A 25901-nucleotide genomic window follows, 5' to 3' on the forward strand; every position below is an offset into this window, starting at 1 on the left:
GAAAGAAAAAGCCGCCTTATTGGCGGCTTTTTGAATACGGCTACTGACCTTTTAAATTCAACTTGTCCATGATGTATAAGGTATTCACGTCAACACGTGTACGTGCCGCATCGAGATATTTCGGCTCCATACCTTTTGCATTATTCCACAGCCCCATATCATCATCATTTAACACGCCCAAAGTCGTGTTGTTGATCAACCATAAACCTTCCATTTTGTCGTGAGGATATTTCACGGCTTTCCCCATATCCAACACCAATGTTTTCGGTGCTGGAACGATATTCAAAGCTTTCAAGCCATCCCAGCCCTTGTCCAATTGATATTCTTCCAATGTTTTACCCGCGATGGTTAAGCCTAGTTTTTCATCTTGTTTCAATTCGTTTTGATCTTTAACATCTTCCAAGTTGGTCGCTTTACTCAGATCGATACGATAAACATGTTTCATCACATTTGCCGTGTCTTTATAAAACAGACCATCTCGCTCTAAAACCAGGAATTGCGTTGCACTTAATGCAATGATTGCAGAATTCGAATTTTCATTTATTTCTTGTTGATAGAGATATTGCGCAACCTTACCTGTTTCAAGATTAATCGTCACAATACGTGTCAATGTGGATTTATTGACATTTTTATTCGGTAAACTCATGGTCGACTGCATAATACCCACCAGAGTTTTTTGATCTGGTGTAATGGTTAGACCTTCCATTCCTCGATTGGCACGACGATAGCTGAATTCATTCGGCAGAGTCCATTGATTGCGTTGATCTGCCTTAAATGGATTAATCCTGCCAATTTCCTTCCCGTTGGCATCGAAATGAACAATATGAGGTCCATACTCATCACTGATCCAGAATGTTCCATCGTTCAATGCTGCGATTCCTTCACTGTCCAGACCATAATCGTCGAGTTTCATCGGATTATTTACCGCATCATAAGGTTGGCTTGGATCTACAGTAATCACTTTACCATTCACATCATAAGGCGTTTCGCCTGTCCCCCCCAAAGCAGAAGTATTCGGTAAACCAGAAATATCCTGACCACTAGGATTTTTCAAATTAATGGTCTTGATTAACTTAACCGTCCCGTTGTCCTGAACTTCAAATAAACCGATTTTCGGTACATAATCTGGAATCGCAAAAACTTTACCTGCACCATAGCGTTTGTCAGTAAAGTCAGCATTGGGACCTCGATCCGTTAGCGCATAAAATTGTCTTTTATTGGTTGGATGTGCTGCCACATCTGAGCCATAACCACCTTGACGAATATCAAAGCTACTGTCAATTGTTGTGCCATTGGCTTGATGTCGTTCAAGTACAGTAAATGGTAAGGCGACCCCCTGGGCAAACAAGTTCGGTTTACAACTGTCCTCATTTTTAGTCACTTCACTGGCTTCTAGTTTGCCATTGCCATTCAGATCTACCCCACTCTGGACTCGTGTTCCACCCATGACACAAACTTCATCACCGAAAGCCAAACTCACGTTTTGGGTCAGTGTTTTTCTGTGAGCTGTGTCTTTATTATCATCATCTGAACATGCAGTGAATGCCATTAAACTACACAAAATCAAAGTTAAATTGGTTTTATTGCTTATTCGTTTATTCGTATTTTTCATTGTGATTAATAACTGAATTCATGGAGTTTCTTATGCTAATTTTGACAAATGACATCCTAATGACAATCGACAAACTAACCGATCATCGGTATCTGTGGGTATATTTAAAATTAAATAATCAATAGCGATCACTTCATCTTTATCTTTTTTTATGATTTTAAAATATAGAAACCCTTGTTTACTTCATATATTTATTTGTTACACTCTATTGAATTTTAATAAAAAGTTGACGGAATATGACTTATAAAGATGAAACACTTGCCATTCACGCAGGCTATGAACCAGAAGCAACGACCAAAGCTGTTGCTGTTCCAATTTATCAAACGACATCCTATGCCTTTGATAATACCCAGCATGGCGCAGATCTATTTGATCTCAAAGTTCAAGGCAATATTTATACCCGTATCATGAATCCAACCACGGCTGTGCTTGAACAACGTCTGGCTGCACTTGAAGGTGGAATCGGTGCTTTGGCGTTGGCTTCCGGAATGTCTGCAATTACCTATTCGATTCAAACTATTGCTGAAGCTGGCGATAATATTGCCTCTGTATCGACATTATATGGCGGAACATACAACTTATTTGCACATACTTTGCCGAAACAAGGGATTGAAGTACGTTTTTTTGATTACCAAAATCCTGAAGCCCTGCGAAGTCTGATTGATGAAAAAACCAAACTGGTTTTTGTTGAATCAATCGGTAACCCCTTGGGCAATATTATCGACCTTGATGCGATTGCCAAAATCGCCCATGAATATGGCGTACCGGTGATTGTTGATAATACCGTCGCTACACCTGCCTTACTCAAGCCTTTCGAACATGGGGCTGATATTGTCGTACACTCTTTGACGAAATACATTGGTGGTCATGGCAACTCGATTGGCGGCGCGATTGTGGACAGCGGTAAATTCCCTTGGGGCAAATATCCTGAACGTTTTAAAGTTTTGAATACACCGGATCCGAGTTATCATGGTGTCAATTATGTAGAAGCCTTAGGCGAAGCAGCATATATAGCGCGAGCGCGGGTTGTGCCTTTACGCAACACGGGTGCTGCGATTAGTCCACTCAGTGTATTCTTAATTTTACAGGGTTTGGAAACACTCAGTTTACGTATGGAACGCCATACTGAAAATGCACAGAAAGTTGCAGAATACCTGCAGGCACATCCTAAAGTGCAATGGGTCAACTATGCGGGATTAAAAGATCACCCCCAACACGCCTTAGCTCAAAAGTATGTCAAAGGTAAACCATCTGCCATCCTGTCATTTGGAGTGCAGGACGGACGTGAAGGCGGAACTCGTTTTATTGATGCCTTACAACTCTTTACTCGCTTGGTGAATATTGGTGATGCAAAAAGTCTGGCATGCCATCCTGCAACCACGACTCATCGTCAACTCAATGAAGAAGAATTAAAAGCAGCTGGGGTCAGTATTGATATGGTTCGCCTATCTGTAGGTATTGAGCATATTGATGATTTGATTGCAGATTTAGAGCAAGCCTTAGCACAGGTCTAATCAATTGAATGGATGTTTATTCAAATAGAGCACCCAAATAAAAAGACCTGAATGATTCAGGTCTTTTTATTTGAAGTCTTTAGGTTGAGTAAAATTATTTCCCTTGGACTTTTTGTTCAATTTCTTCAATATTGGTATGACGCACATCAAAACCTTTCGCCATGTAAATCACTTGCTCTGAAATATTACGTGCATGATCACCAATACGCTCCAATGAGCGCAATACCCACATCACATTAATGACACGACTAATATGTCGGGGATCTTCAATCATATAAGTCATCAGTGTACGTGTTGCCGACTGGTACTCACGGTCAATGTCTGCATCCGCCAACAATACTTTTAATGCCTGTTCAGCATCTACTCGGGCAAAAGCATCCAAAGCATCATGGATCATGACACGAACTTGATTACCAATATGGCGTGTTTCCATATAGCCACGTGGTGACTCACCTTCCTCACACAGTGTCTGAGCAATACGGGCGATTTTTGCCGCTTCATCACCAATCCGTTCTAAATCCGTGTTTGCCTTACTCATCGCAATCACCATACGCAAATCAATTGCAGCAGGATGACGACGGGCCAAAATCAATGTCAGTGCTTCATCGATTTCACGCTCATAGCGGTTAACGGTATTGTCTTGAAATTGTACATCTATTGCCATATTGGCATTGGTGTCTAGCAAAGCATGTACTGCATTTGCCACTTGTTGCTCCACCAAACCACCCATGGTCATAAATTTGGTATTTACATCCTGTAGATCTTCATTGAATTGTGAAGAAATGTGATGATTTAATACAGGATTACTTGGGCTCAAAGTTTGATACTCCACGGACAGCAAAAGCGACTTTTTAGACTTAATATTAAACCATAGCAATGATGAACATTTTATGACAAGTATTTTCTTTTAGATGAACTTCCGTTTCAGCAATGTTCATTTTTCATCTGCAAGATTTAGCTCAAATCATAGCATTCACTTTATATAATTTATATATACTGAGATTTAATTTAAGATCAACGACAGGCTTATTTTCAAGCCAATTATGGGATGAATAAGCACTGTATTGACCTGAAAAAATTGGCTATTCCCGTTAAAACCGTAACGTTTCATTATCACAAAACTACAAAATATTTCATTTATTTAGCTTTGATTCAGCGACAATAGCAAGGTCCTACATTGAGCTGCCTTGTTATATCGGTCTAATGAAATTTCCTCGCAATCCTATTCACTATCTCATTTCGAGCATACTCGTAGTTTTGAGTGGCATCGTGGTGGTCGCGTGTCAAAAACCGACAGCGGATATCGTACAGGAATCAAAGGAAGCGCCTAAAACAGAAAATCCTGTTCCTGATCTGACCCAAATTTGTCAAAATTTAAAAAATGAGATGTTGGCGATTAATCCGCAGAGAACAACCTTGGCAATCGAACAGGTGAATCAAGACATCCGCATGTGTTTACCCTTGTTAAAATCTCCTGAACAAATGGAACTCATGCATCAATCGAAAAAGATGTACCAACAATTTTTACAGATAGATCGAACCTCAGAACAGCAGCAAGCCTTTGAAAACTATGTGCTCGATCAAGCGGCATATCCAACTATTCAGCAAAGTAAATTCGAACAACTCAATTTGCGCGATCAATATTTATTACGCCACAAAGGACAGGCTTATATTGAGTTGACAGATCAAACTGAAGACGCAATTACCTATCGCCGCAGTCCTCAGTATTTGGCAAAAGTTTTTGCGCCTTATCTACAAGCACCCGAACAAGTATTTATCGAAAATCTGGCAGAGCAAAATGCGCAACCGCTTTTCAAAAATAATAAATTAAATATTGAGCCTGAAGAAATTGCAAAAAGAGCTAAATTTTGGCAAGAATATCTTGTGACTTATCCAAATACTGTTTTTCTACATGACGCGCGCTTTTTAAAAAATGCCTATAGCAGCTTGTTATTTTTAGGCTCAGAAGGCTCACCAATTTCGATGAATTTTGAAAGTCCAAATGATATAGATTCCTCAAGTTGGTTGGTCATCGAACATTTGTCTAAAACAAATGAAGGAGAGCTGTCAGCTCAAGCCAAGAAATTTATACAATTTGTACAAATGACGCCTGAACAACGCCAGCAAAAAATTCAAATCAGTGAAAAAGAGCGATCGAAAGTAGTAAATCACCCTCAATTATTGGCGCTTTCACAACTCAATCAATATCTGAATTTGAGTCCAATTGATTTTAAACATGTCAAAAAAGACTGCTTTAGTGATGCAGTTTGTTCTAATACATAGATTTCTTTTCAGTTCAATTTTTATTATCCTTTCGCTATTCAAAAAAGCCACAACAATTGTCATACCATGAACTTTCTACAAAAAAGCGTTCCCTTGGCTGCTATTTTTATTTTTACCTTGCTCAGTGCTTGTCAAAAACATGAAAATAACCCAAAAGTTGAAGCATCTAAAACCGCTGCATCGGAGGTTAATGCCACTGAAGCCTCTACTCCTCAAATATCTGCTCAGGACTGTAGCCAGATCGATTCAAGTATTCAAAAATTAGAAAAAATAGTCGTTGCCGAGGATTTACATGCCCTCAATCAATGGTTTAAAAACTGTCTCTCAACAGTACCCTTAAAAACCCGTTATCAGTGGCAAGCAAAATCTGAAGATATATATCAGAAGCTGGTGAGCGATGCCTCACCTCAGGTATTTCAATATCTGACTGACACTCTTCCGGAAGGTCAGTCTATGACAGCAAAGCAGAAACAAGAACTGTATCAGCAGTTAAAACCGAGTGAGAAATACTTGGTAGACCATGCAAAAGATTTATATATAGAGAAATTTTATGTGGGAGAAGGCGAATATACCTTTACCCGGCATCCCCAATATGATCTGGATATTTTTGCACCCTATTTAGAAAAATCAGATCAAGTCTATTTTAAACAAATCCGTAAGGAGTACACTGGATCAGACTATATTCTGGATGCAGGGTTGGCAATTAGCTTTGATGAAGTCGCCAACCGATTATTATTCTGGGAAAAATTCAATAAAGACTATCCAAACAATCACTTTAAACGACAAGTTTCAGCAAACATTGAACAATATCGCAGTGCTCTTTTTCAAGGCGATGACAATACCCGTACCCTATGGTTTGATGATGACAAAATTGCAGATGAAGAAGCCATGAAAGCCATTGAGAAAATTGCCAAGAGCCAAACGGCAAGCCGTCAGACTGCGCAAAACTTCCTAAATTTAATCAATAAAAGTGAAACGCTTTGGCAACAAATGCCAAAACCGTCCAGAGAAAATATGCAGGATGAGAGCCCTGAACAACAAAGCATTCAAGAACAACGCACAGCGTTTGAGCAGAAAATAAGAAAGCAGGTTGAAGAGATGCTTGCTCAAAAAATAATTGAAATTGATATCGGCATGTCATCACATTCCCGATGAGAACATGCTAGTATTTAAACATCGCTTGACGGAGCGCGAGTAATTCCTCGCTGAGATTTAGTCAGTTTTGCATCTCCTTGCCAAAACTTAAACTAAAGTACCGTTGAACCTGATCAGGTTAAGACCTGCGTAGGAATCAAGCATCTAAAAACTGACAGCCCAAAGTTTATCTATTTTTATAGAAATACCGCACAATTCTAGTGGTCATGGTATTCAATAAAGTAGACTAAATTTGCCACCGTTTTTGGTCGTGCTTGATTCGTTGATGTCATTCATAAGGATCATTGTAATGAACCAATTAACGAATCTATCCCCTGCTGATCAATTGGCCCAACATGAGCAAGAAGCCAAAGATCTCACTCGAATTTTACCCGCATCTAAAAAAGTCTATATTCAAGGTTCACGCCCTGATATTCAGGTTCCCATGCGTGAAATTGAACTCACAGATACACCTACAGGTTTAGGTGGCGAGAAAAATCCGCCTGTGATGGTTTATGACACCTCAGGCGTGTATACCGACCCCAATGTCAAGATCGACCTTAATCAAGGTTTGCCCAACATCCGTGAAACATGGATTGCTGAACGTAACGATACTGAACGCTTAAATACCCTCACCTCGCAGTTTGGACAAGAGCGCCTCAAAGATATTCGTACAGCTGAAATCCGTTTTGCACATATACAAAAACCTCGTCGAGCCAAAGCAGGACATAATGTCACCCAAATGCATTATGCCAAGCAAGGGATCATTACCCCTGAAATGGAATATATTGCGATTCGTGAAAATCAGCGTCAGCGTGAAGGCGTTGATATGCGTCAACATGCAGGACAAAATTTTGGTGCCCATAATTTGATGGAAATCACACCTGAATTTGTGCGTAAAGAAGTGGCTGAAGGTCGTGCCATCATTCCTGCAAACATCAATCATCCAGAGTGCGAACCGATGATCATCGGACGTAATTTCTTGGTGAAAATCAATGCCAATATTGGTAACTCTGCTCTGGGTTCATCGATTGATGAAGAAGTTGCGAAAATGACGTGGGCAACACGTTGGGGCGCAGATACCATTATGGATCTGTCAACGGGTAAGAATATCCATGAAACGCGTGAATGGATTATTCGCAACTCCCCTGTACCAATTGGTACTGTTCCGATTTATCAAGCACTTGAAAAAGTAGATGGGGTTGCAGAAGACCTTACATGGGAAATTTTCAAAGACACCTTGATTGAACAAGCCGAACAAGGTGTGGATTACTTTACCATTCACGCTGGTGTGTTGTTGCGCTATGTCCCATTAACAGCCAATCGTTTGACAGGCATTGTGTCACGCGGTGGTTCAATTATGGCGCAATGGTGCTTGGCCCATCATGAGGAAAATTTTCTTTATACGCATTTTGATGAAATCTGTGAAATCATGAAAGCCTATGATGTATCTTTCAGTCTAGGTGATGGTTTACGTCCAGGCTGTATCCAAGATGCCAATGATGAAGCACAGTTTTCAGAATTACGTACATTGGGCGAACTTACCCATCGTGCATGGCAGCATGATGTTCAAGTCATGATTGAAGGTCCAGGGCATGTTCCAATGCATATGGTCAAAGAAAATATGGACTTGCAGCTTGAAGTTTGCCAGGAAGCACCGTTCTATACACTTGGACCACTGACGACGGATATTGCCCCGGGTTATGACCACATTACCTCTGCGATTGGAGCGGCAATGATTGGTTGGTATGGTACAGCAATGCTGTGTTATGTCACGCCAAAAGAGCATTTGGGATTGCCGAACAAAAAAGATGTCAAAGACGGCATCATCACATATAAAATTGCCGCACATGCAGCAGATCTGGCCAAGGGGCACCCTGGCGCACAGGTCCGTGATAATGCACTCTCTAAAGCCCGTTTTGAATTCCGTTGGGAGGACCAATTCAATCTTAGTCTCGACCCTGACACTGCGCGTTCTATGCATGATGAAACGATGCCAAAAGAAGCGCATAAATCAGCGCACTTCTGCTCAATGTGTGGACCGAAGTTCTGTTCAATGAAAATCACCCAAAATGTTCGTGATTATGCGAAAAATCAGCAACATGCTGAACAAACGACTTCAAGCCAAAGCGAGATAGAAGATGGTCTAAAAACCATGAAATCTGTCTATCATGAGCAAGGACAAAAGTTGTACCACAAAGTGTAAAGTTAAAAAAAACTTTTGTCTTTCCCTATTTCTCAGTTAGGATGAAGTGAATATGTTTCATCCTAACTACACACATGAACATCATTCAGCAAGCAACTTACACACATAAAGATGTAAAAATTCAATCTAGAGAATATGCTTTTCAGGGCTTTGTTCAAGTCGAAAAAGTCAGCTTGCAACACAGATTATTCAACCAAACTGAATACACATCAAACATCCAGCGTGAGTTAATTCACCGCAAAGAAGCTGCGGGTGTTTTGATTTATAATGATCAACAACAAAAATTCGCATTGATCGAACAATTCCGGGTTGGAGCAATTGATGACCCGGTTTCACCTTGGCAGTTAGAAATAATTGCAGGAGTATTGGATGGTGATGAATCGCCGGAAACCTGCATTCGCCGAGAAAGTCTTGAAGAATCTGGCTGTGAGCTTGAACATATTCAAGCTCTCTATAGTTTCTATCCATCGGCTGGTGCATGTGATGAAATTTTCCATCTCTATACTGCTCAAGCCGAGTTACCTGCCGAAGGAGGCATTTTTGGAATGCCAGATGAAGGCGAAAATATTCAACTTCATATCATCGACTACGCAGATCTTAGTATATTATTACAAAGTAATCGTTTAAAAAATGCACCAGTGATAATGGCTCTACAATGGCTACAACAACACTTGCATACACTTGAAAATGTCTAGGGGAAAGACATGCAATCAAAGATATTGCAGCAAATCGATAAAGACAAAGTGATCATACAAATCACCGACACACATTTAATGGATAAGCCTGATGCAAAGTTCGTCGGGATCAACCCTGAAGAAAGCTTTCATGCCGTGATGGAGGATATTCAGCAACGCTTTCCACATGCTGAACTGATTCTACATACTGGGGATTTAGCTCAGGCAGCCTATCCTGAAACCTATGCACGCTATTTAAATTATATGCGAGGCTTTGGTATTGATTTTTATCACATCCCAGGAAATCATGACAACCTGAGCTTTTTTCCCTTTCATGTACCTGAACCAGAACCTACAGTGATTGAACTGGATCAGTGGTGCATTATTCTGCTTAACAGTACAGTGAGCGGACGTACAGATGGAAAAATTCAACCTGAACAATTGGTTCGCCTAAAACAACGCCTAGAGCATCTTAAAGACAAATTTGTCATTGTTGCCTGTCATCACAATCCTTTTGAAATGCATTCAAAGTGGTTGGATCAGCATAAATTAAAAAATGCCGATGAATTGAAAGCAGTGCTCGAACCATTTGACAATATCAAGTTATTGTTACATGGGCATGTACATCAAGAATCTTATAATGAGTGGAATGGCATCCAGTTTATTTCTACACCAGCCACCTGTGTCCAGTTTAAACCGCTTAGCCAAGAGTTTTCATTTGACCCAATTGCACCTGGTTACCGTTGCTTACATTTAAAAGCCAATGGTGAGTTTGATACCTTTGTACATCGACTTGACCACGTTAATGTTACAATTAATGAAGAAATTTCAGGTTACTAGCTTTTCATTTTGTTTTTTTTCCATTAAGTTATTCGTCCAACAAGATATGCAGAAAGTCGAATTCAGGGCGAGGTGACTTTCATCTTTGTAAAAAAATCTATATGATGACGCCCCCGATAGATTCATTCTGTTGGTAGTGATAAAAATACTTGCATATCACCATATTTTTTGCGTATAGATAGTACGTATATGATGAGGAATGCCCTTTATGGCGAATGACAACCAAAATCAAGTCTTGGATGAGCAAACAGCAATTACAGATGACAAATCTGCAAAACGTGTACGCAAAACCAAGCCAAAGACCAATGAAAACGGTACTACAGCAAGTCTATTCGGTATCGAGCCTTATCAGCCAAAGAAAAATGAAGAATATATGTCTGAGGGGCAGCTCGAACATTTCCGTCAAATTTTGCTGGCTTGGAAGGCTGAATTGATGTCAGAAGTGGATCGTACTTTAAATACGATGCAAGATGAATCTTCTTCTTTACCTGATGTAAACGACCGCGCAACACAGGAAGAAGAGTTTGCGATTGAATTGCGTACCCGTGATCGTGAACGTAAATTGATTCGCAAAATCGAACAGTCTATCGAAGCAATTAAAAACGATGACTATGGTTTCTGTGAAACGTGTGGTATCGAAATCGGTTTGCGTCGTTTGGAAGCGCGTCCTACGGCAACTTTATGTATCGACTGTAAAACACTTGCAGAGATCAAAGAGAAACAAAACAACGGTTAAAAACTGTGTCTGCACATTCCTCCCCGACCCTTCCTGATGTTGAGGAAGGGGGGAAGCATGCCTCTTATAAAGGACGATTTGCACCTTCACCCACAGGTCCTTTACACTTCGGTTCATTAATCACTGCTGTTGCCAGTTATTGCGATGCAAAAGCACATGCAGGGCAATGGATCGTCCGTATAGAAGATACGGATATTCCCCGCATTTATCCTGATAGCGAACAACACATCCTACAATGTTTAGATGCTTTTGGATTTGAATCTGATGCTGAAATCATTTATCAAAGACAACGCATTGCGATTTATGAATCTGTCATCGACCAGCTCAAACAACATAATTGGGTATATGCCTGTTCGTGTACTCGAAAGATTCTAGGTTCAAACCATATCTATACAGGCACATGCCGAAATAAACAGCTTGAATTTAAAGACCAAGCCATTCGCGTAAAAGTCACAGATCAAAACATCTGCTTTCATGACCGTTTGCAAGGAAGACACTGCTCTAATTTACAATATGATCTGGGTGACTTTGTCCTGAAGCGCCGTGATGGCATCATTAACTATCAACTGGCAGTCGTTGTAGATGACTATTTACAAGGAATTAACCATATCGTGCGTGGTTCAGACTTGTTGGATAATACTGAACGTCAAATATGGCTGGGACAACTTCTTGGCTATCCGACAATTAAGTATATGCATCTTCCTCTCGCCATGAATGAACAAGGTCAAAAGCTATCAAAGCAAAATCTTGCGCATGCACTGAATATTGAAAATGCAGCTCCTCTACTTTTACAGGCAATTCTGGCACTGGGTCAGCCATCTGTAGACCTTGACCGACCTGCACGTATGCTGGCCCAAGCTGTGCAACAATGGGATATTTCTCGTATTCCCCAAGGCATCCATTTAACAGGCATCTATCAATAGCCCCAAAGCCCATAAACAATAAAACACCATCTAACTGACAGCATATCCCACAAAAAAAAAGCCATTTGTGATCAAATGGCTTTTTAATCTTTGAATTTAAGAAAATTCCTCAGAAACTAGACTCTTCCCTTGCAGGATTGGCTTCTTTCGTCGTCGCATCAATTTTTAAAATCAAGCTGATCATGACTGCACACATAATCAAGGATGAACCACCATAACTGATGAATGGAAGGGTCAAACCTTTGGTCGGCAACATTCCCATATTCATGCCTGCATTCACCAAAATTTGCAGCAGGAAAATAATACTGATTCCATAAGCCAAATAGCCTGCACGCAAATATTGATGATTTAAAGCACGCTGACCAATTCTGATACAACAAATCAGCATCACAAATGAAAGCAACAATACCGTCGCAATCCCAAAGAAACCAAACTCTTCACCCAAGATCGCCAACATGAAGTCTGTATGCGCCTCAGGTAAATAAGACATCTTTTGAATACTGTGTCCTAGACCGACACCAAACCATTCACCTCGCCCAAACGCCATCAAGGCATTAGACAATTGATAGCCTGAACCTAAAGGATCAGCCCAAGGATTAGAGAATGACATCAAACGCTCATAACGGTAAGGTTCAAATACAATCAAGGAAACAAATGCAACCAGAATGGCACCAAAAGCGAAACCGAACTGAATCATCGGCGCACCGGCAAGGAAAAATACCCCTAACATGGATACTGCAATAACCACTGTTGCACCTAGATCAGGCTCAGCAATAATTAACCCTACCGTCAGCAACATTACGACACCGAGTCGAACCAAGCCTTTAATGTTGTTGCGAACCTCTTCGGCACGGCGAACCACGTAATCAGCAGTAAATATTGCCATCATTACCTTGGCAACTTCTGTTGCCTGTAGGGTAAAGCCACCGACACGAATCCAACGTGTTGAGCCATTCACTTCCGTACCTACAAGCAAAACTGCAAGTAACAGCAGAATAGTGATCAACCACAGAGGAAAAGTATTTTTAAACCACAGATTGAGCGAAATTCGATACGTCACTACAGCAGCTAGAAAAGCCACCACAATCGAAATTGCATGGCGAATGACATAATGGAATTCATTTTCATGCATCCGCTCTGCATACGGCATTGACGCTGAAGCCACCATCACCGTACCGATGCACAATAGCGAGATGACACAAAACAGCAATACATTGCGAGGAGTAATCTCTGCAGGTAATTTTGGCATCCAACGTTCATACGCTTGATGAAGTTTACTTATCGTCGTCTGAGCTAACCCAGCCATACTTTATTTTCCTTATGATTCTTTTTAGTTTAGCGCATTTACATATTCAACAAAGCGATGACCGCGTTGCGGATAACCTGTAAACATATCAAAGCTGGCACATGCCGGTGATAATAACACCACATCCTGTGCCTGCGTATGTTGCTGACACAGCTCTACGGCTTCCTGTAAGGTTTCAGCATGCAACAGCTCGGTTGTACCTTCAATAGCTTTTTCAATCACAGGGCGATCCTCACCGATCAGCACCGCAAGCTTGGCATATTTTTCCAGGGAATGGCGTAAAGCAGTAAAATCTTGCCCCTTACCTTGCCCGCCTAGAATAATCGCCACCTTTCCACCCTGCGCTTCAATTGCAGCACCTAAACCATCTAAAGCAGCCAAAGTTGCTCCAATATTGGTTCCTTTAGAATCATTATAATAGCGAACACCCGCCACTTCTTTAACGAATTCACAACGATGCTCTAACCCTTTAAAGGTCTTGAGTGTTTCCAACATTCTGTCTATCGGTAAACCAATCGCCTCACCCAAAGCCAGACATGCCAATGCATTTGCAACATTATGCGTGCCTTGGATATACATCTCTGAACTTTTCAGCAATCGTTCCCGACCGCGTGCCAACCAGATCGTACCATTGTCTTCTCTGAGAATACCGTATTGTTTTAAATCAGGTGCATTTAAGCCAAAGCTTTGCATTGGCGTTACATCGGGAACCAAAGGGCGTGTCAATGAATCATCACGGTTAAACACCACTTTTTTCGCACCTTGGAAAATGCGATGTTTTGCAGCATGATAACCTGCCATGTCACCATGACGGTCTAGATGGTCTTCACTCATATTTAAGACCACAGCCACTTCAGCATTTAAATTTGAAGTTGTTTCAAGCTGGAAGCTCGACAGTTCAAGAATATAAACATCTGGATCATCACGTGTTAGATCCAGCGCTGGACGTCCAAGATTGCCTCCAACAGCAACTTTAACGCCCGCATCCTGCGCCATTAAACCTATCAAGGTAGTCACCGTACTCTTGGCATTTGAGCCAGTAATGGCAACAATCGGTTTATCTGTGGAACGACGCAGGATTTGAATCTCGCTCACCACCGGGATTCCCTTGGCAATCGCTGCTTGAATCTCTGGAAGTTTAAGGTCTAAACCTGGGCTGATCACGATTTCTTCAGCTTGTAACAATAACTCCTGATCGAGTTGACCAAAGCTGGTTTTGACTTCTGCAGGAATTTGATCATGTCCCGGTGGAACCTGACGTGAATCAGTGACAGCAACACGGTAGCCATTTTCATGTAGAAAATTTACAGCTGAAACACCTGAAATACCAAGTCCAGCCACAACTTTTAAACCACCACGTTGTATCAACATTTTTGCTCACCAGCATTAAGATTTTAAAACTTGCAAAATGTTAGCACTTTGGCGATTTGAAAGCTTTTTCTGTTTGCAGTTTCTGAAGTTTTTTTTGTGTCAGTGCGTAAAAATATCGTCTTATTATTCTGATTCATTGCTATGAATTTTTAAATCTCTCAAACCATGGCTTATTATCCTGCGATCGATACAGATCAGCCGAATGTTGAATTCAACATTCGGCTGATCTGTATCGATGTCTAGCGTGTCTAAAATGAATCGATCAATAAAGACAGTAGATTGCCTGCACCATAGCCTGCACCCAATAACAGCGCAATCCAGATCCAGCCACCTAACACGTTATACAGCATGAATACAGGCATTTTCATATGCCCCGCACCCGCTGCGAATGGGGCAAAAGAACGTACAAAAGGCACAAAACGTGCAACAAGAATCGTTTTACCGCCATGACGCTCAAAATAATGATTGGTTTTCTTGATATATTCAGGTTTAAACCAACGCGAATGTGCATGAAAATATTTAAAACCCAACGCTCGCCCAGTATAGTAATTGACGATATAACCTAAAATAGAAGCAATAATCAGCAACACGCCCATATAATGAAGATGAACTGATTCAGCGGTCGAGCACAAGGCACCAACAGCGATCAATAAGCTATCACCAGGGAGAAAAAACATAAAGATTGAGCCTGTTTCTGCAAAAATAATCAAAAACAAAATGGCATAAATCCAAAGCCCATAATTTTCTAAGAAAGTGGGCAATAATTGTTCTAAATGCAATAAAAAATCAAGCAATACTCAACTCTCTTCAAAGAAGTATCCACAATATATTAGTCTAATTTAACCATGTAAATATTAAAAAGCCTAAATTAATTAGGCTTTTTCAATCTTAAGGTCTATTTGAGTTATTTTAAAAAACCATTTTTAGCAAGAAATTCCATGCTCAGTTTTGATTCAGCTTTAACCTCAGCGGCTTTATCACCGAGCAGTAAACGCTCGATGTAACGCGCCAGTACATCCACTTCCAAGTTCACCTTGGCGCCCACTTTCCATGTGCCGATATTGGTACGCTCAGCAGTATGCGGAATCAAATTGAGACTCAGAATATTACCACGTAAATGATTGATGGTTAAGCTGATTCCATCCACAGTAATTGAGCCTTTTTCCGCCAGATATTTGGCAATTTCAACAGGTGCAGTCACCTCAAAATAAAGCGAACGCGCATCTGAACGGACCACGGTAATTTCACCGACTGCATCCACATGCCCGCTCACAATATGGCCTCCAAAGCGTGTGGTGGGTAACATTGCTTTTTCAACATTCACCACTTGTCCAACGTTCCAACTCGCCAAAGTTGAACGGTTTAAACTTTCGCGTGAAACATCGGCAGCATACCAGTTTTCACCCCAGTCAATTACGGTTAAGCAAATACCGTTGGTGGCAATAGAATCACCCAAGTGTACATCAGACATATCTAGGTCAGTCTGAATACGTAAACGTACATCACCACCTACACTTTGTAAGCTGTCAACTTTACCTAAACTCTCAACAATGCCTGTGAACATAATACAACCTACTGCCTCAATCTAAGGGCTGATAAATATCTATTTTTATTGCATCATCCCTTTCTTCCATTTGAAGAAAAGGAGAACAAGCTTACCATAAAGCCAATTGCGTACTTACACCCGATGTGTCCACACCGCCCAACTCGGCAAAATGATAGAGTTGACCAAGCAGCTGACGTAACGGCGGTCCAGATTTGGCATGCGTATCGGTAATGACAATAAACTCAAGTACACGGGCACGCTCAGACTGACGCTGTTTACTCACGCGATAACGCGGAACATCCTGTGTCAATAAGGTGACTTTGCCACGTTTTAGATTGGCCGCCAATAAATCTTTGGCTTCAATATTGCCATCCGTGGAGTAACTGGTGAGGATATAACGTGCATTAATGGTTTCCAGCAAACTCTCATAAGCTTCTTGAGCATGCTTAGAGGAATTGTAGGGGCTTGGGCGTTCTTTTCGCCATGCGCGGTCAATTCCACTTTTAAAACCTTTGGTATCAGGTGTCGGCAGATCAACTTGATCCCAAAGCGTTAAGGAGTTGAGAACATGGTAATTACTGCTATAGGCATGTTGGTTATAAGGAGGATCTAAATACGCCACATCCACTTCAAAACCACTCATCTGGTTTGCCAGATGCTGTGCATCCACACACCACATTTCTGCCATCGGTGTTTTCTGTTTATTATCACCGACCTCACTAAAACGGCTTGGTGTTAACCATAAGAGTGATTCAATTCGTTCCAATGCCGTTTGGGTCTTTCCGCCCCAGCCATGATGGAAACTTTTAAACACGCCACTGGTATTACTGACAAAACTGGCTGAGTAGAGTAAAGGTGCAAGTAAGGCACTCATTTCCACATCATCAATAGCACCTTGTGCCTGCCATGTCGCAATCTGCTGACGAATCGCGTCGATTCGCATACCGTTACGACGCTTAAAGAACAGACGGTCACGCGCCGGGTCATAAATTTCATCATTGCGCGGGCATAGATTATGCGTCACCCAACCTTTGACTTCAGGCAAACGGTTTAAATAATCAATGGCTTTTTGATAACCGCCCAACTCTTTAAATGCTGGCGCATCTGTACATGCAAGAATGGCATGATTCAATGCATGACTGTAAGGTTCCCAGTCATTGGCAATTACACGATAGCCATTTTGCCGGGCCAAACGTGAAACGACCCCGCTACCTGCAAAAAAATCTGCAAAAATAGGCGCGCGTTTTCCTTTCGGATTCAATGTTCCGGTAATTTCAAGCGCTTCAAGAATCAGATGCAACAAACGACGCTTATTTCCCAAATAAGGAACCAACTGATGAAAAAGATATTCATCTGTTGTACGCGCAGCATGACGACGTTTGTGATAAACCGATGATGTTAACTCTGAATTCATACTGACTCTTGCGCAGGGAGAAGTCTTAAACGAATATCATCACCAAATTGATGAACATCTTTAAGCATAAAACGTAATTGTTGTGCCATCTTTTCAAATTCAGCATTAAACATTGGCCGTGCTGACTGACCTAAAAAAGTCGGAGCAACATAACTGATTAATTCATCAACCAGTTTTTCCTGTAAAAATGCCGTGGATAAAGTTGCACCAGCTTCAACCAATACATCATAAATTTGAAAATCTTTTAAAGTCCGCAGTAAATCTTTTAATGGCTGAATTTCAAGTTGTACCACACCAAGCTCCGCCAGCTCCTGACGGAATGGTCCCATTATCATTACGGTTTCAGGATGTTTAAGCACTTGTGCTGTCAAGGGTAAACGACCTTTCCGATCTAGGATCACACGTTTGGGCTGTACCACTTTTTCCAGTTCCACATGGGCTAAACTTCGAACATTGAGCTGAGGATCATCCGCCAGAATGGTCTCAATCCCAGTAATCACTGCACCTGAAATGGCACGCCAATGTTGTACATCTTGACGTGATTCAGTGCCTGTAATCCATTTGGATTCACCTGATGCCATAGCGGTACGTCCATCCAGACTGGAAGCGACTTTTAAACGCACATAAGGCAAACCCGTTGCCATTGCTTTTAGGAAACCTAAGTTGAGTTGGGTGGCTTGTTGTTCACACACACCTGTTTCTACAACAATTCCAGCCTGTCGCAAAATATCCACACCTTTACCCGACACAAGTGGATTTGGGTCTGCGCATGCAACAACAACTTTTGCTACACCCGCTTCAACTAAACCTTTTGCACAAGGGGGGGTACGACCATAATGCGCACAAGGCTCCAAAGTCACATAAGCGGTTGCACCTTTTGCAGATTCTCCAGCTTGGCGCATTGCAAAGACTTCGGCATGAGGTTGTCCTGCTTGTGGATGAAAACCCTCTCCAACAAGAATTCCATCTTTGACAATAACGCAACCAACATTCGGGTTCGGTCGTGTGGAATACTGTCCAAGCTTGGCGAGCTCAATCGCTTTCTGCATCCAAACCTGATCCATATTGACAGCATCTTCAGGCTTGGAGTTTGAATCCAACTCAGACATAAAATTCCTAATTTAATCCTATGAAAAATAAATCAGTGGTCTTGACCACGTGCTTGCATTTGCTCAATCTGATGGCGAAAAGCATCAATGTCTTGGAAATCTTGATAAACCGATGCAAAACGAACATATGCCACATGATCCAATGCAAACAAAGATTTCATGACAATCTCACCAATGGTACGAGAACGCACATCACGTTCTCCTAAACGACGAATTTGCAGTTGAATATCGCTAATCACCGTTTCAATTTGCTCTTGAGTTACAGGTCTTTTTTGCAAAGCATGCATCAGTGAACGGCGCAATTTTGCTTCATCAAATGGTTCATTTTTACCATCAGACTTGGTGACACGTGGCATCACCACTTCATAACTTTCAAAAGTAGTAAAACGTTCGCCACAACTGATACATTCACGACGACGGCGAATCTGGCTACCTTCAGCAGCCAAACGGGAATCGATCACTTTACTATCTGCAGCGTTGCAAAATGGACAATGCATAGTGGTTTAATTAAGCAAAATTCATAATTTCAGCTAGTGTAGCAAAAAAACTAGATTTTGTTGAGGGTTTCGCAAGATATGGAAAAAAAACAGCCCTCTCGGGCTGTTTTATACTATATATAGTTATTATTCTAAATTGATTTTTTCTAGTCAGTTACATTATTCGATGCGTTCGCCATGTTGACTTAAATCTAGACCCATGCGCTCATCATCATTTTCAACGCGGATTCCAATCACCACATCGATAATTTTAAGCAGAATGAATGTCACCACTGCCGAGTAGGCAATCGTTGCCAACACACCCTCTACTTGAACCCACAATTGATGCATCATATTGGTCGGCGCTTTGTCACCCATGATAAATGAGCTTGCAAAGACTGCTGTTAAAATTGCACCCACGATACCACCCACACCATGTAGACCAAATGCATCTAGCGAATCATCGGCTTTAAGGATACGTTTAAGACCGGAAATACCCCAGAAACATACCACACCACCAATCAAGCCCATGATCAATGCACCACTCACCGTCACAAAACCTGCAGCTGGTGTAATCACCACAAGACCTGCTACCGCACCTGATGCAGCACCCAATACAGAACCTTTACCGCGAACAATTTTCTCAACCACTAACCAAGCGATTGCCGCTGCTGCTGCTGCAACTTGAGTTGTCACTAAGGCATATGCTGCTGAACCATTTGCACCCAAAGCTGAACCGCCGTTGAAACCGAACCAACCAACCCATACAAGGCTCGCACCCAATACAGTCAAAGTTAAATTATGTGGTGCCATAGATTCTTTACCCAAGCCCATACGCTTACCGAGTAAATATGCAGCCACTAGACCTGCAACACCAGAGTTGATATGAACCACTGTACCGCCTGCAAAATCAAGCGCACCATCATTCATTAACCAACCACCACCCCATACCCAATGTGCAATAGGCGCATAAACAACAATCACCCAAATTGTGATAAAGCTGATCCAAGCACTAAATTTCATACGATCCGCCACAGAACCACTAATGATGGCCACTGTGATAATCGCAAAGGTCATTTGGAAAATAACGAAGAGAATCTCTGGAATACTGCCGCTCAAAGCATCCGTGGTGATTCCTGACAACATGGCCTTATCCAGCCCGCCGATAAAGGCATTGCCAGAACCAAAAGCCAATGAATACCCCACAACCACCCACACAATGCTGACAATTGCTGCTGCAGTAAAACTTTGTGCCATGGTTGCCAATACGTTTTTCTTACGAACCATACCACCGTAAAACAGCGCCAAACCAGGAATTGTCATCAACAATACCAATGCCGTAGATACTAAAATCCAAGCCGTATCGCCAGTATTGAGTGTCGGTTTTTCTGCCGCCGGAGCAGGTGCAGCTGTTGCAGTTACTTCAGGCGCAACGCTTGCGGTAGTGTCTGTTGCTGTACTGACATCGCTTGCAGTCGCAACAGCTGTAGATGCAGGCTCAGTTACGTTTTCTTCTGCCCACGCAACTGATCCGCCAAGAAGTGCGCCAGACAGGCTGAGCGCTAATAGCATTTTTTTCATTCGTATCCCCCAACCTAATTTTGTGAGTTATGTCTTCATCAACATAACCAGCAATCTTCGTGCCAAATTAAACAGCGTCTGGACCTGTTTCACCTGTACGAATACGAATCACTTGCTCTAAATTCGTCACGAAAATTTTTCCGTCACCAATTTTCCCAGTGCTCGCCACACGTGTAATCGATTCAATGACTGAATCCACCATGTCATCACTGATCGCGATTTCAATTTTCACTTTCGGTAAGAAATCCACGACATACTCAGCACCACGGTAAAGTTCTGTATGTCCTTTTTGACGACCAAAACCTTTCACCTCAGTTACGGTAATCCCTTGAACGCCTATATCAGACAAGGCTTCACGCACGTCATCTAATTTAAACGGTTTTACAATTGCAGTTACGAGCTTCATATTGTTTTCCTTCGGCTTATTTCACCAGTAAGGTTTTATGTTCAATTTTCGTGCCAATCCTATTAACGGTTGGGGTGGCTAATTTGATCAACACGTATTGCCTTTATAACCTATTGTATATCCTTAGGTGAAGTTTCAACTTGAAAAAACTCACAATAATGATCAATTTTTTTTAAATTGTCCCACGATTTTCTTAACCTTGATGCCTTGATAAACCGATAAAAATTACTCAAGTAAAAATCCATACACGATGTTACACTAGACAAAGAATATCAACATTTTGGATTCCTCATGATTGAAACATTACTACAAGCAATTTTGGAACAAGTCGATCAACCTAAAAAAGATATCGAACATAACCTGCGTGCCTTATTGAACGAAGCCATCAGCAAATTGGACATCGTGTCTAAAGATGAAATTGAACGTCAAAAAACTGCACTAAATAATGCCAATTTAAGATTGACCGAATTACAAGCGCAAGTAAAAGCGCTAGAGGTGCTTATTCAGGATAAAAAATAAACCAAATTTGCACAAAAGTGGTGCAAAAATTATAATAACGATTAAAAATAAAGCAAACTTGGAAAACAACAATGTCTTTAGCCAAAATTTATACACGGGGTCTACTTGGATTACATGCCCCTTTAATTGAAGTAGAGGTCCATGTTAGTGCAGGGCTTCCCTCCTTGACGATTGTCGGTCTGGCAGAAGCAGCCGTTCGGGAAAGTAAGGATCGTGTCCGCTCTGCAATCATCAATAGTGGTTTTCAGTTTCCAACCAAACGCTTGACCATCAATCTCGCACCCGCAGATCTTCCCAAAGATGGTTCTCGCTTAGATCTTCCAATTGCATTGGGGATTTTGATTGCAACAGGTCAACTCCCAGAAAATGTCACAGATGATTTCGAATTTATTGGTGAATTAGCACTGGATGGTCATTTAAGACCTGTTACAGGGACATTAACCATTGCAATGGCCTGTCAATTGGCAAAGCATCAATTGATGCTCCCTCAGGAAAATGCCGATGAAGCAGCACAATTGCCTGAATTCAAAGTTTTTGCTGCACATCATTTAAAACAAGTCTGTGATCATTTTTTAAATGCCCAAAAAATCGAAGTCACCTCCACACAAAAATCCACTTTGGACAAGCAATATAAATTTGATTTGGCTGATGTAAAAGGTCAGTTACGCCCTCGAAGAGCTTTAGAAATTGCCGCTGCAGGTGGACACTCGCTTTTATTTAAAGGACCGCCAGGAACAGGTAAAACACTTTTAGCTTCACGTTTACCGAGCATTTTGCCGGCATTAAACCCACAACAAAATCTTGAAGTTGCCAGTATTTACTCGATTGCCAACACTCAACATCACTTTGGACAACGACCTTTTCGAGCACCTCACCATACTGCTTCGGCAATTGCCTTGGTGGGAGGGGGATCAAATCCAAAACCAGGAGAAATCACGCTTGCGCATTTAGGGGTACTTTTCTTGGATGAATTACCTGAGTTTGACAAAAAAGTCCTGGAGGTTTTAAGGCAACCTCTTGAGTCTAAGGAAATCATTATTTCAAGAGCATCTCGACAGATTACCTTTCCTGCAAACTTTCAACTCATTGCTGCAATGAATCCCTGTCCATGTGGTTATGCATTTAACCAAGATAGCCGTTGCCAGTGCTCAGCTGAATCAATCAAGCGTTATCAAAGCAGAATCTCTGGTCCGTTATTGGATCGTATTGATTTACATATCGATGTCCCGCCACTGAAGGCTCAGGAATTACAGGATACAACGCCTGTTGAAGATTCAGCAACAGTACGAGAACGTGTACTTCACGCTTTTCATTTTCAAATTCAACGACAAGGTGGATTAAACCACGCTTTATCTCCTAAACAACTGGAAAAGCATGTGGTTTTGGATGAAACATCCAGAAAGATGATAGAAGTGGCACAACAACGCTTAAACTTATCTGCTCGGGCATATCACCGTATTTTGCGCGTTTCAAGAACCATTGCAGATTTGGCACAAAGTGAGCAAATCCAAAGTACGCATTTGACCGAAGCTTTGTCTTATCGGGGAACGCATTCTTAGAACCCGCCACCTATGAGCTATAGAAGATAAATGACATGCTAAATTTAATCCTACGCAACGAACAAGCAGATGACATTGAAAGTATTTTCAATATTACACAACTGGCTTTTGAAAATGCAGCGCATACAGATCATACCGAACACTTGATCGTGAATGCACTCAGGAAAGCGGATCAATTAAGTATTTCGATTGTTGCTGAATTGGACGAGAAGATTATTGGGCATGTTGCGATTTCACCTGTTGTCATTTCCTCTGGAGAGCAAAATTGGTATGGCTTGGGTCCAGTTTCAGTTATTCCCGACTACCAACAGCAAGGCGTAGGTAAAGCATTAGTGCAACAGTCCCTACAGCAATTAAAACAACGCGGTGCTGTTGGGTGCGTGGTACTTGGTGATCCTGCTTACTACTCAAAATTTGGTTTCAAGCCTTATCCCAGTCTGATCCTTGAAAATGTCCCTGCTGAATATTTTCAAGCCCTTGCATTTACTCCAGTCATTCCTCACGGAACAGTCAACTATCATTCCGCTTTTGAAATAACAGCTTAACCTTACCCATGTCCATACAAAAAATAAAGGTGACTTTAAGTCACCTTTATTCATTTAATCAGCGCTTAGAATGTTTTGGTTAAAGTAAACACAGCGCCTGTTTCAACAGCACGTTTTCCTGAATTAGTAAAACCATCCGTATCGATATTGGTACCTACAGCAGCAAGCTCTGCAGTGACACCTGGAATTGATTTAACACTGTAGTTGACTCCAGCTTTCCAATCTACATAGTTGTCTTTACCATCTGGCAACGCTTTTTTATCCATCGTGGTATAACCGACATTGGCAACGCCACCAAAACCAGTATCCCCAAATGGTGCAGAATAACCCAGATTAAAATTCCAGCTATTTCCACCGACTGCAGCCCAGTCATTGGTATAGTTCACGTTTGTTAATAAACTTCCACCTTTCACAAATACATCTGCAAAGATTAATTTTGCATAGAATTCAGTCCAGTTAAAGTCACTGCTTGCACTTGGGTAATTATATTCAACTACACCAATATCTAAAGTCGGCTTGAATGTTGGCGAGAGTTCTAAAGGGGTGGTAAAACCGATTGATGGATCTAATTCTAAATGAGGATCTGATCCACCAAAGTTCACATTGGACCCCCAAAGACCGACATATAGACCTGAAGTATGCGATAAAGTGAAACCTGCTTGTACTGCTGGATCACTCATTGTTTGAGTCATACCACGGAAACGATAGTCATTCGTTATGGCAGCACTTCCTGAGAAACTTAAACCTAATTTTGACAGTGCGTTATCTTCCGCCATTGCCATAGTTGCTGTAGACGACAAAACTGCCAATGCTAGTGCTTTAGTTGAGAATTTCATCTTGAGTGCTCCCCCATCATACGATGTTTATTTGTTATGCTAAAATTTGATGAACTCCCTAAGCATTTAGCAATTGCCATGCCAAGAATGTTTTTTATATTTTTACAGCTCTGATTTAAACAAAATAAACTATTGATTATAAATACAATTATTATTTTTTGTTGTTGACTGGGTTTTCTTTTTCTTGCTTGTGTACGGATCATTGGATCATTGAACAGAAAATGATGATGCTTCATATTTACCTACTTTCAGCGTGATTTTAACTGCTGATGAGTATGTAAAATCCCTGCATAAATTTTCTATCATTGAGGTGATTTGTGCCGTAAAAATCTTATAAATCTTTTTAAAGTGTAAATGTCACAATCCTGCAACAAAATGTACTATTTTTGATCAAAAATAAATTTTAGCTTAAAAAATGCTTAAAAAAAGTGCATGCCCAATCTTAGGTCATACACCTTGTTAAATTTTTGAGCACAAAAATTCGTCTTGAATATTATTTAAAAATTATAGGTCAAGCCAAGTACCATATGATCATCATAGTCATCTCCGATACGGCTTTCACCGCCTATGACATAATCAAAAGATGCGGTCAGTCCACTATTTAAAATTGATTTACTGACACCTATGCGTGCTTCATTAAAAGTAAAATTCTTTTTTGATTGTACAATTTGATTATCATGGTGTGTATTGTAGAAAGAACCTCCCATAGAGGTATTGAACATAAATTCATATGCTAATGGATAACTATAAGCCGCACTTAAATAGACATCACCTGCATTGGCATAAGATGAATCTGCCAGCATCACTGCTGCACCGACTGTTAACTTCTTATAAACAATCTCAGCGAGAATGTCTATATCATCAGTTTTACGGTGATCCCCCTGCTCAGCATAGACCGTTCCGCCATGATGGTACACATAGGCTGTAGTTTTGAGGTTATAGCGCCAATTTTGATCAATTTCCTGCCCATATGACACATAAAAGTTATGTTCAAAGCCATGATCTTGTCTGTCATCTGATGGATCATAGCCTAAAGTCGAACCCCAGTAGCCAAACGTCATGCCACTTTGATGTGCATAGGCCAAACCGCCTTGCATTGCAAGATCTTGATTTTCTTCCCCACCCCGATAGATATACTTAGATACCACCCCTATATTTCCAGAAATTGGACTATTTTCAGCAGAATGATCCGTCTGATCAGCAATTACAGAACACGATACAATACATAGGGGGAAAGCCCATAAAATTTGGGAAAAAATTGAATTCATGAAATTAAACAAGTAAGAGGAAAAATTTGCTGAAATTCTACTG

24 protein-coding genes and 1 riboswitch are annotated in these 25901 nt (G+C 41.1%); of the genes, 11 read left to right on the top strand and 13 right to left on the bottom strand.

Annotated elements, in window-relative coordinates; all coding sequences use genetic code 11:
• Positions 1 to 40: 40 nt before the first annotated feature.
• On the bottom strand, positions 41 to 1612 hold the full coding sequence (locus IMO47_RS10690) for an esterase-like activity of phytase family protein (protein WP_196075592.1): 1572 nt from the start codon (positions 1610 to 1612) through the stop codon (positions 41 to 43).
• Between the two features lie 236 nt (positions 1613 to 1848).
• On the opposite strand from IMO47_RS10690, the gene IMO47_RS10695 reads away from it, so the two are divergent.
• Positions 1849 to 3126: an aminotransferase class I/II-fold pyridoxal phosphate-dependent enzyme gene (locus IMO47_RS10695; protein ID WP_196075593.1), complete on the top strand. Its 1278-nt coding sequence runs from the start codon at positions 1849 to 1851 to the stop codon at positions 3124 to 3126.
• A gap of 94 nt (positions 3127 to 3220) precedes the next feature.
• On the opposite strand, the gene phoU is transcribed toward IMO47_RS10695, so the two are convergent.
• Positions 3221 to 3943 carry a phosphate signaling complex protein PhoU gene (gene phoU, locus IMO47_RS10700; RefSeq protein WP_009584000.1) on the bottom strand — a complete coding sequence of 241 codons (723 nt, stop codon included), beginning with the start codon at positions 3941 to 3943 and terminating at the stop codon, positions 3221 to 3223.
• A 386-nt stretch (positions 3944 to 4329) separates the two neighbouring features.
• Here phoU and IMO47_RS10705 point away from each other — a divergent pair, with 386 nt between their 5' ends.
• The 7 genes from IMO47_RS10705 to gluQRS all read left to right on the top strand — a co-directional run bounded on the left by IMO47_RS10705 (position 4330) and on the right by gluQRS (position 11922).
• Positions 4330 to 5409, top strand: coding sequence for a hypothetical protein (locus IMO47_RS10705; protein WP_196075594.1), 1080 nt, complete (start codon positions 4330 to 4332; stop codon positions 5407 to 5409).
• A 66-nt stretch (positions 5410 to 5475) separates the two neighbouring features.
• Complete coding sequence (locus IMO47_RS10710) at positions 5476 to 6564, top strand: hypothetical protein (RefSeq protein ID WP_196075595.1); 1089 nt, start codon at positions 5476 to 5478, stop codon at positions 6562 to 6564.
• A 19-nt stretch (positions 6565 to 6583) separates the two neighbouring features.
• A riboswitch (TPP riboswitch) is annotated at positions 6584 to 6717 on the top strand.
• A 136-nt stretch (positions 6718 to 6853) separates the two neighbouring features.
• A complete protein-coding gene (thiC, locus tag IMO47_RS10715) occupies positions 6854 to 8749 on the top strand; it encodes a phosphomethylpyrimidine synthase ThiC (RefSeq protein ID WP_196075596.1) in 1896 nt (631 codons plus the stop codon).
• Between the two features lie 74 nt (positions 8750 to 8823).
• Positions 8824 to 9444, top strand: coding sequence for an NUDIX domain-containing protein (locus tag IMO47_RS10720; protein WP_196075597.1), 621 nt, complete (start codon positions 8824 to 8826; stop codon positions 9442 to 9444).
• 9 nt (positions 9445 to 9453) lie between these two features.
• A complete protein-coding gene (gene cpdA / locus IMO47_RS10725) occupies positions 9454 to 10263 on the top strand; it encodes a 3',5'-cyclic-AMP phosphodiesterase (protein WP_196075598.1) in 810 nt (269 codons plus the stop codon).
• Between the two features lie 208 nt (positions 10264 to 10471).
• Entirely contained in the window at positions 10472 to 10999 is a 528-nt protein-coding gene (gene dksA / locus IMO47_RS10730; protein ID WP_196075599.1) for an RNA polymerase-binding protein DksA, read from the top strand.
• A gap of 5 nt (positions 11000 to 11004) precedes the next feature.
• Positions 11005 to 11922, top strand: coding sequence for a tRNA glutamyl-Q(34) synthetase GluQRS (gluQRS, locus tag IMO47_RS10735; RefSeq protein ID WP_196075600.1), 918 nt, complete (start codon positions 11005 to 11007; stop codon positions 11920 to 11922).
• Between the two features lie 109 nt (positions 11923 to 12031).
• Here the strand turns inward: gluQRS and ftsW are convergent, their stop codons facing one another.
• The 9 genes from ftsW to glnK all read right to left on the bottom strand — a co-directional run bounded on the left by ftsW (position 12032) and on the right by glnK (position 21131).
• Positions 12032 to 13228, bottom strand: a complete 1197-nt coding sequence (gene ftsW / locus IMO47_RS10740) for a putative lipid II flippase FtsW (RefSeq protein WP_196075601.1) — start codon at positions 13226 to 13228, stop codon at positions 12032 to 12034.
• Between the two features lie 24 nt (positions 13229 to 13252).
• A complete protein-coding gene (murD, locus tag IMO47_RS10745; protein ID WP_196075602.1) occupies positions 13253 to 14599 on the bottom strand; it encodes a UDP-N-acetylmuramoyl-L-alanine--D-glutamate ligase in 1347 nt (448 codons plus the stop codon).
• A 248-nt stretch (positions 14600 to 14847) separates the two neighbouring features.
• Complete coding sequence (locus tag IMO47_RS10750) at positions 14848 to 15393, bottom strand: VTT domain-containing protein (protein WP_004825534.1); 546 nt, start codon at positions 15391 to 15393, stop codon at positions 14848 to 14850.
• Between the two features lie 110 nt (positions 15394 to 15503).
• Positions 15504 to 16163 (bottom strand): riboflavin synthase, encoded by a 660-nt coding sequence (locus tag IMO47_RS10755; protein WP_004825536.1) that lies wholly within the window; start codon positions 16161 to 16163, stop codon positions 15504 to 15506.
• 91 nt (positions 16164 to 16254) lie between these two features.
• Positions 16255 to 17559, bottom strand: a complete 1305-nt coding sequence (locus tag IMO47_RS10760; RefSeq protein ID WP_004825539.1) for a DNA adenine methylase — start codon at positions 17557 to 17559, stop codon at positions 16255 to 16257.
• Positions 17556 to 18623 carry a bifunctional diaminohydroxyphosphoribosylaminopyrimidine deaminase/5-amino-6-(5-phosphoribosylamino)uracil reductase RibD gene (gene ribD / locus IMO47_RS10765; RefSeq protein ID WP_196075613.1) on the bottom strand — a complete coding sequence of 356 codons (1068 nt, stop codon included), beginning with the start codon at positions 18621 to 18623 and terminating at the stop codon, positions 17556 to 17558. Before ribD ends, IMO47_RS10760 begins: the two co-directional genes overlap by 4 nt.
• A 77-nt stretch (positions 18624 to 18700) precedes the next feature.
• Complete coding sequence (nrdR, locus tag IMO47_RS10770) at positions 18701 to 19165, bottom strand: transcriptional regulator NrdR (protein ID WP_004825545.1); 465 nt, start codon at positions 19163 to 19165, stop codon at positions 18701 to 18703.
• A gap of 159 nt (positions 19166 to 19324) precedes the next feature.
• Positions 19325 to 20725, bottom strand: a complete 1401-nt coding sequence (locus IMO47_RS10775; protein WP_196075603.1) for an ammonium transporter — start codon at positions 20723 to 20725, stop codon at positions 19325 to 19327.
• A 67-nt stretch (positions 20726 to 20792) separates the two neighbouring features.
• Complete coding sequence (gene glnK / locus IMO47_RS10780) at positions 20793 to 21131, bottom strand: P-II family nitrogen regulator (protein ID WP_004725283.1); 339 nt, start codon at positions 21129 to 21131, stop codon at positions 20793 to 20795.
• A 291-nt stretch (positions 21132 to 21422) separates the two neighbouring features.
• On the opposite strand from glnK, the gene IMO47_RS10785 reads away from it, so the two are divergent.
• From IMO47_RS10785 to IMO47_RS10795, 3 genes are all read left to right on the top strand, one after another.
• Positions 21423 to 21650 carry an accessory factor UbiK family protein gene (locus tag IMO47_RS10785; protein ID WP_196075604.1) on the top strand — a complete coding sequence of 76 codons (228 nt, stop codon included), beginning with the start codon at positions 21423 to 21425 and terminating at the stop codon, positions 21648 to 21650.
• Positions 21651 to 21721: 71 nt separating this feature from the next.
• Positions 21722 to 23209 (top strand): YifB family Mg chelatase-like AAA ATPase, encoded by a 1488-nt coding sequence (locus tag IMO47_RS10790; protein ID WP_196075605.1) that lies wholly within the window; start codon positions 21722 to 21724, stop codon positions 23207 to 23209.
• A 35-nt stretch (positions 23210 to 23244) separates the two neighbouring features.
• Positions 23245 to 23754: an N-acetyltransferase gene (locus IMO47_RS10795; protein ID WP_196075606.1), complete on the top strand. Its 510-nt coding sequence runs from the start codon at positions 23245 to 23247 to the stop codon at positions 23752 to 23754.
• Between the two features lie 65 nt (positions 23755 to 23819).
• On the opposite strand, the gene IMO47_RS10800 is transcribed toward IMO47_RS10795, so the two are convergent.
• Together IMO47_RS10800 and IMO47_RS10805 are read right to left on the bottom strand one after the other, a co-directional pair.
• Entirely contained in the window at positions 23820 to 24590 is a 771-nt protein-coding gene (locus tag IMO47_RS10800) for a TorF family putative porin (RefSeq protein ID WP_196075607.1), read from the bottom strand.
• Between the two features lie 497 nt (positions 24591 to 25087).
• Complete coding sequence (locus IMO47_RS10805; RefSeq protein WP_196075608.1) at positions 25088 to 25858, bottom strand: TorF family putative porin; 771 nt, start codon at positions 25856 to 25858, stop codon at positions 25088 to 25090.
• Between the last annotated feature and the right edge of the window lie 43 nt (positions 25859 to 25901).

The organism is Acinetobacter sp. Res13-Abat-PEC15-P4-01 (assembly GCF_015676285.1).
In the GTDB taxonomy this organism is placed as follows: Bacteria; Pseudomonadota; Gammaproteobacteria; order Pseudomonadales; family Moraxellaceae; genus Acinetobacter; species Acinetobacter nematophilus.

Coding starts and splice junctions, on each gene's coding strand:
- IMO47_RS10690 (WP_196075592.1), bottom strand. CDS start 1,612: ATGAAAAATACGAATAAACGAATAAGCAATAAAACCAATTTAACTTTG.
- IMO47_RS10695 (WP_196075593.1), top strand. CDS start 1,849: ATGACTTATAAAGATGAAACACTTGCCATTCACGCAGGCTATGAACCA.
- IMO47_RS10705 (WP_196075594.1), top strand. CDS start 4,330: ATGAAATTTCCTCGCAATCCTATTCACTATCTCATTTCGAGCATACTC.
- IMO47_RS10710 (WP_196075595.1), top strand. CDS start 5,476: ATGAACTTTCTACAAAAAAGCGTTCCCTTGGCTGCTATTTTTATTTTT.
- thiC (WP_196075596.1), top strand. CDS start 6,854: ATGAACCAATTAACGAATCTATCCCCTGCTGATCAATTGGCCCAACAT.
- IMO47_RS10720 (WP_196075597.1), top strand. CDS start 8,824: ATGAACATCATTCAGCAAGCAACTTACACACATAAAGATGTAAAAATT.
- cpdA (WP_196075598.1), top strand. CDS start 9,454: ATGCAATCAAAGATATTGCAGCAAATCGATAAAGACAAAGTGATCATA.
- dksA (WP_196075599.1), top strand. CDS start 10,472: ATGGCGAATGACAACCAAAATCAAGTCTTGGATGAGCAAACAGCAATT.
- ftsW (WP_196075601.1), bottom strand. CDS start 13,228: ATGGCTGGGTTAGCTCAGACGACGATAAGTAAACTTCATCAAGCGTAT.
- murD (WP_196075602.1), bottom strand. CDS start 14,599: ATGTTGATACAACGTGGTGGTTTAAAAGTTGTGGCTGGACTTGGTATT.
- IMO47_RS10755 (WP_004825536.1), bottom strand. CDS start 16,163: ATGTTCACAGGCATTGTTGAGAGTTTAGGTAAAGTTGACAGCTTACAA.
- IMO47_RS10760 (WP_004825539.1), bottom strand. CDS start 17,559: ATGAATTCAGAGTTAACATCATCGGTTTATCACAAACGTCGTCATGCT.
- ribD (WP_196075613.1), bottom strand. CDS start 18,623: ATGGATCAGGTTTGGATGCAGAAAGCGATTGAGCTCGCCAAGCTTGGA.
- nrdR (WP_004825545.1), bottom strand. CDS start 19,165: ATGCATTGTCCATTTTGCAACGCTGCAGATAGTAAAGTGATCGATTCC.
- IMO47_RS10775 (WP_196075603.1), bottom strand. CDS start 20,725: ATGAAAAAAATGCTATTAGCGCTCAGCCTGTCTGGCGCACTTCTTGGC.
- glnK (WP_004725283.1), bottom strand. CDS start 21,131: ATGAAGCTCGTAACTGCAATTGTAAAACCGTTTAAATTAGATGACGTG.
- IMO47_RS10785 (WP_196075604.1), top strand. CDS start 21,423: ATGATTGAAACATTACTACAAGCAATTTTGGAACAAGTCGATCAACCT.
- IMO47_RS10790 (WP_196075605.1), top strand. CDS start 21,722: ATGTCTTTAGCCAAAATTTATACACGGGGTCTACTTGGATTACATGCC.
- IMO47_RS10795 (WP_196075606.1), top strand. CDS start 23,245: ATGCTAAATTTAATCCTACGCAACGAACAAGCAGATGACATTGAAAGT.
- IMO47_RS10800 (WP_196075607.1), bottom strand. CDS start 24,590: ATGAAATTCTCAACTAAAGCACTAGCATTGGCAGTTTTGTCGTCTACA.
- IMO47_RS10805 (WP_196075608.1), bottom strand. CDS start 25,858: ATGAATTCAATTTTTTCCCAAATTTTATGGGCTTTCCCCCTATGTATT.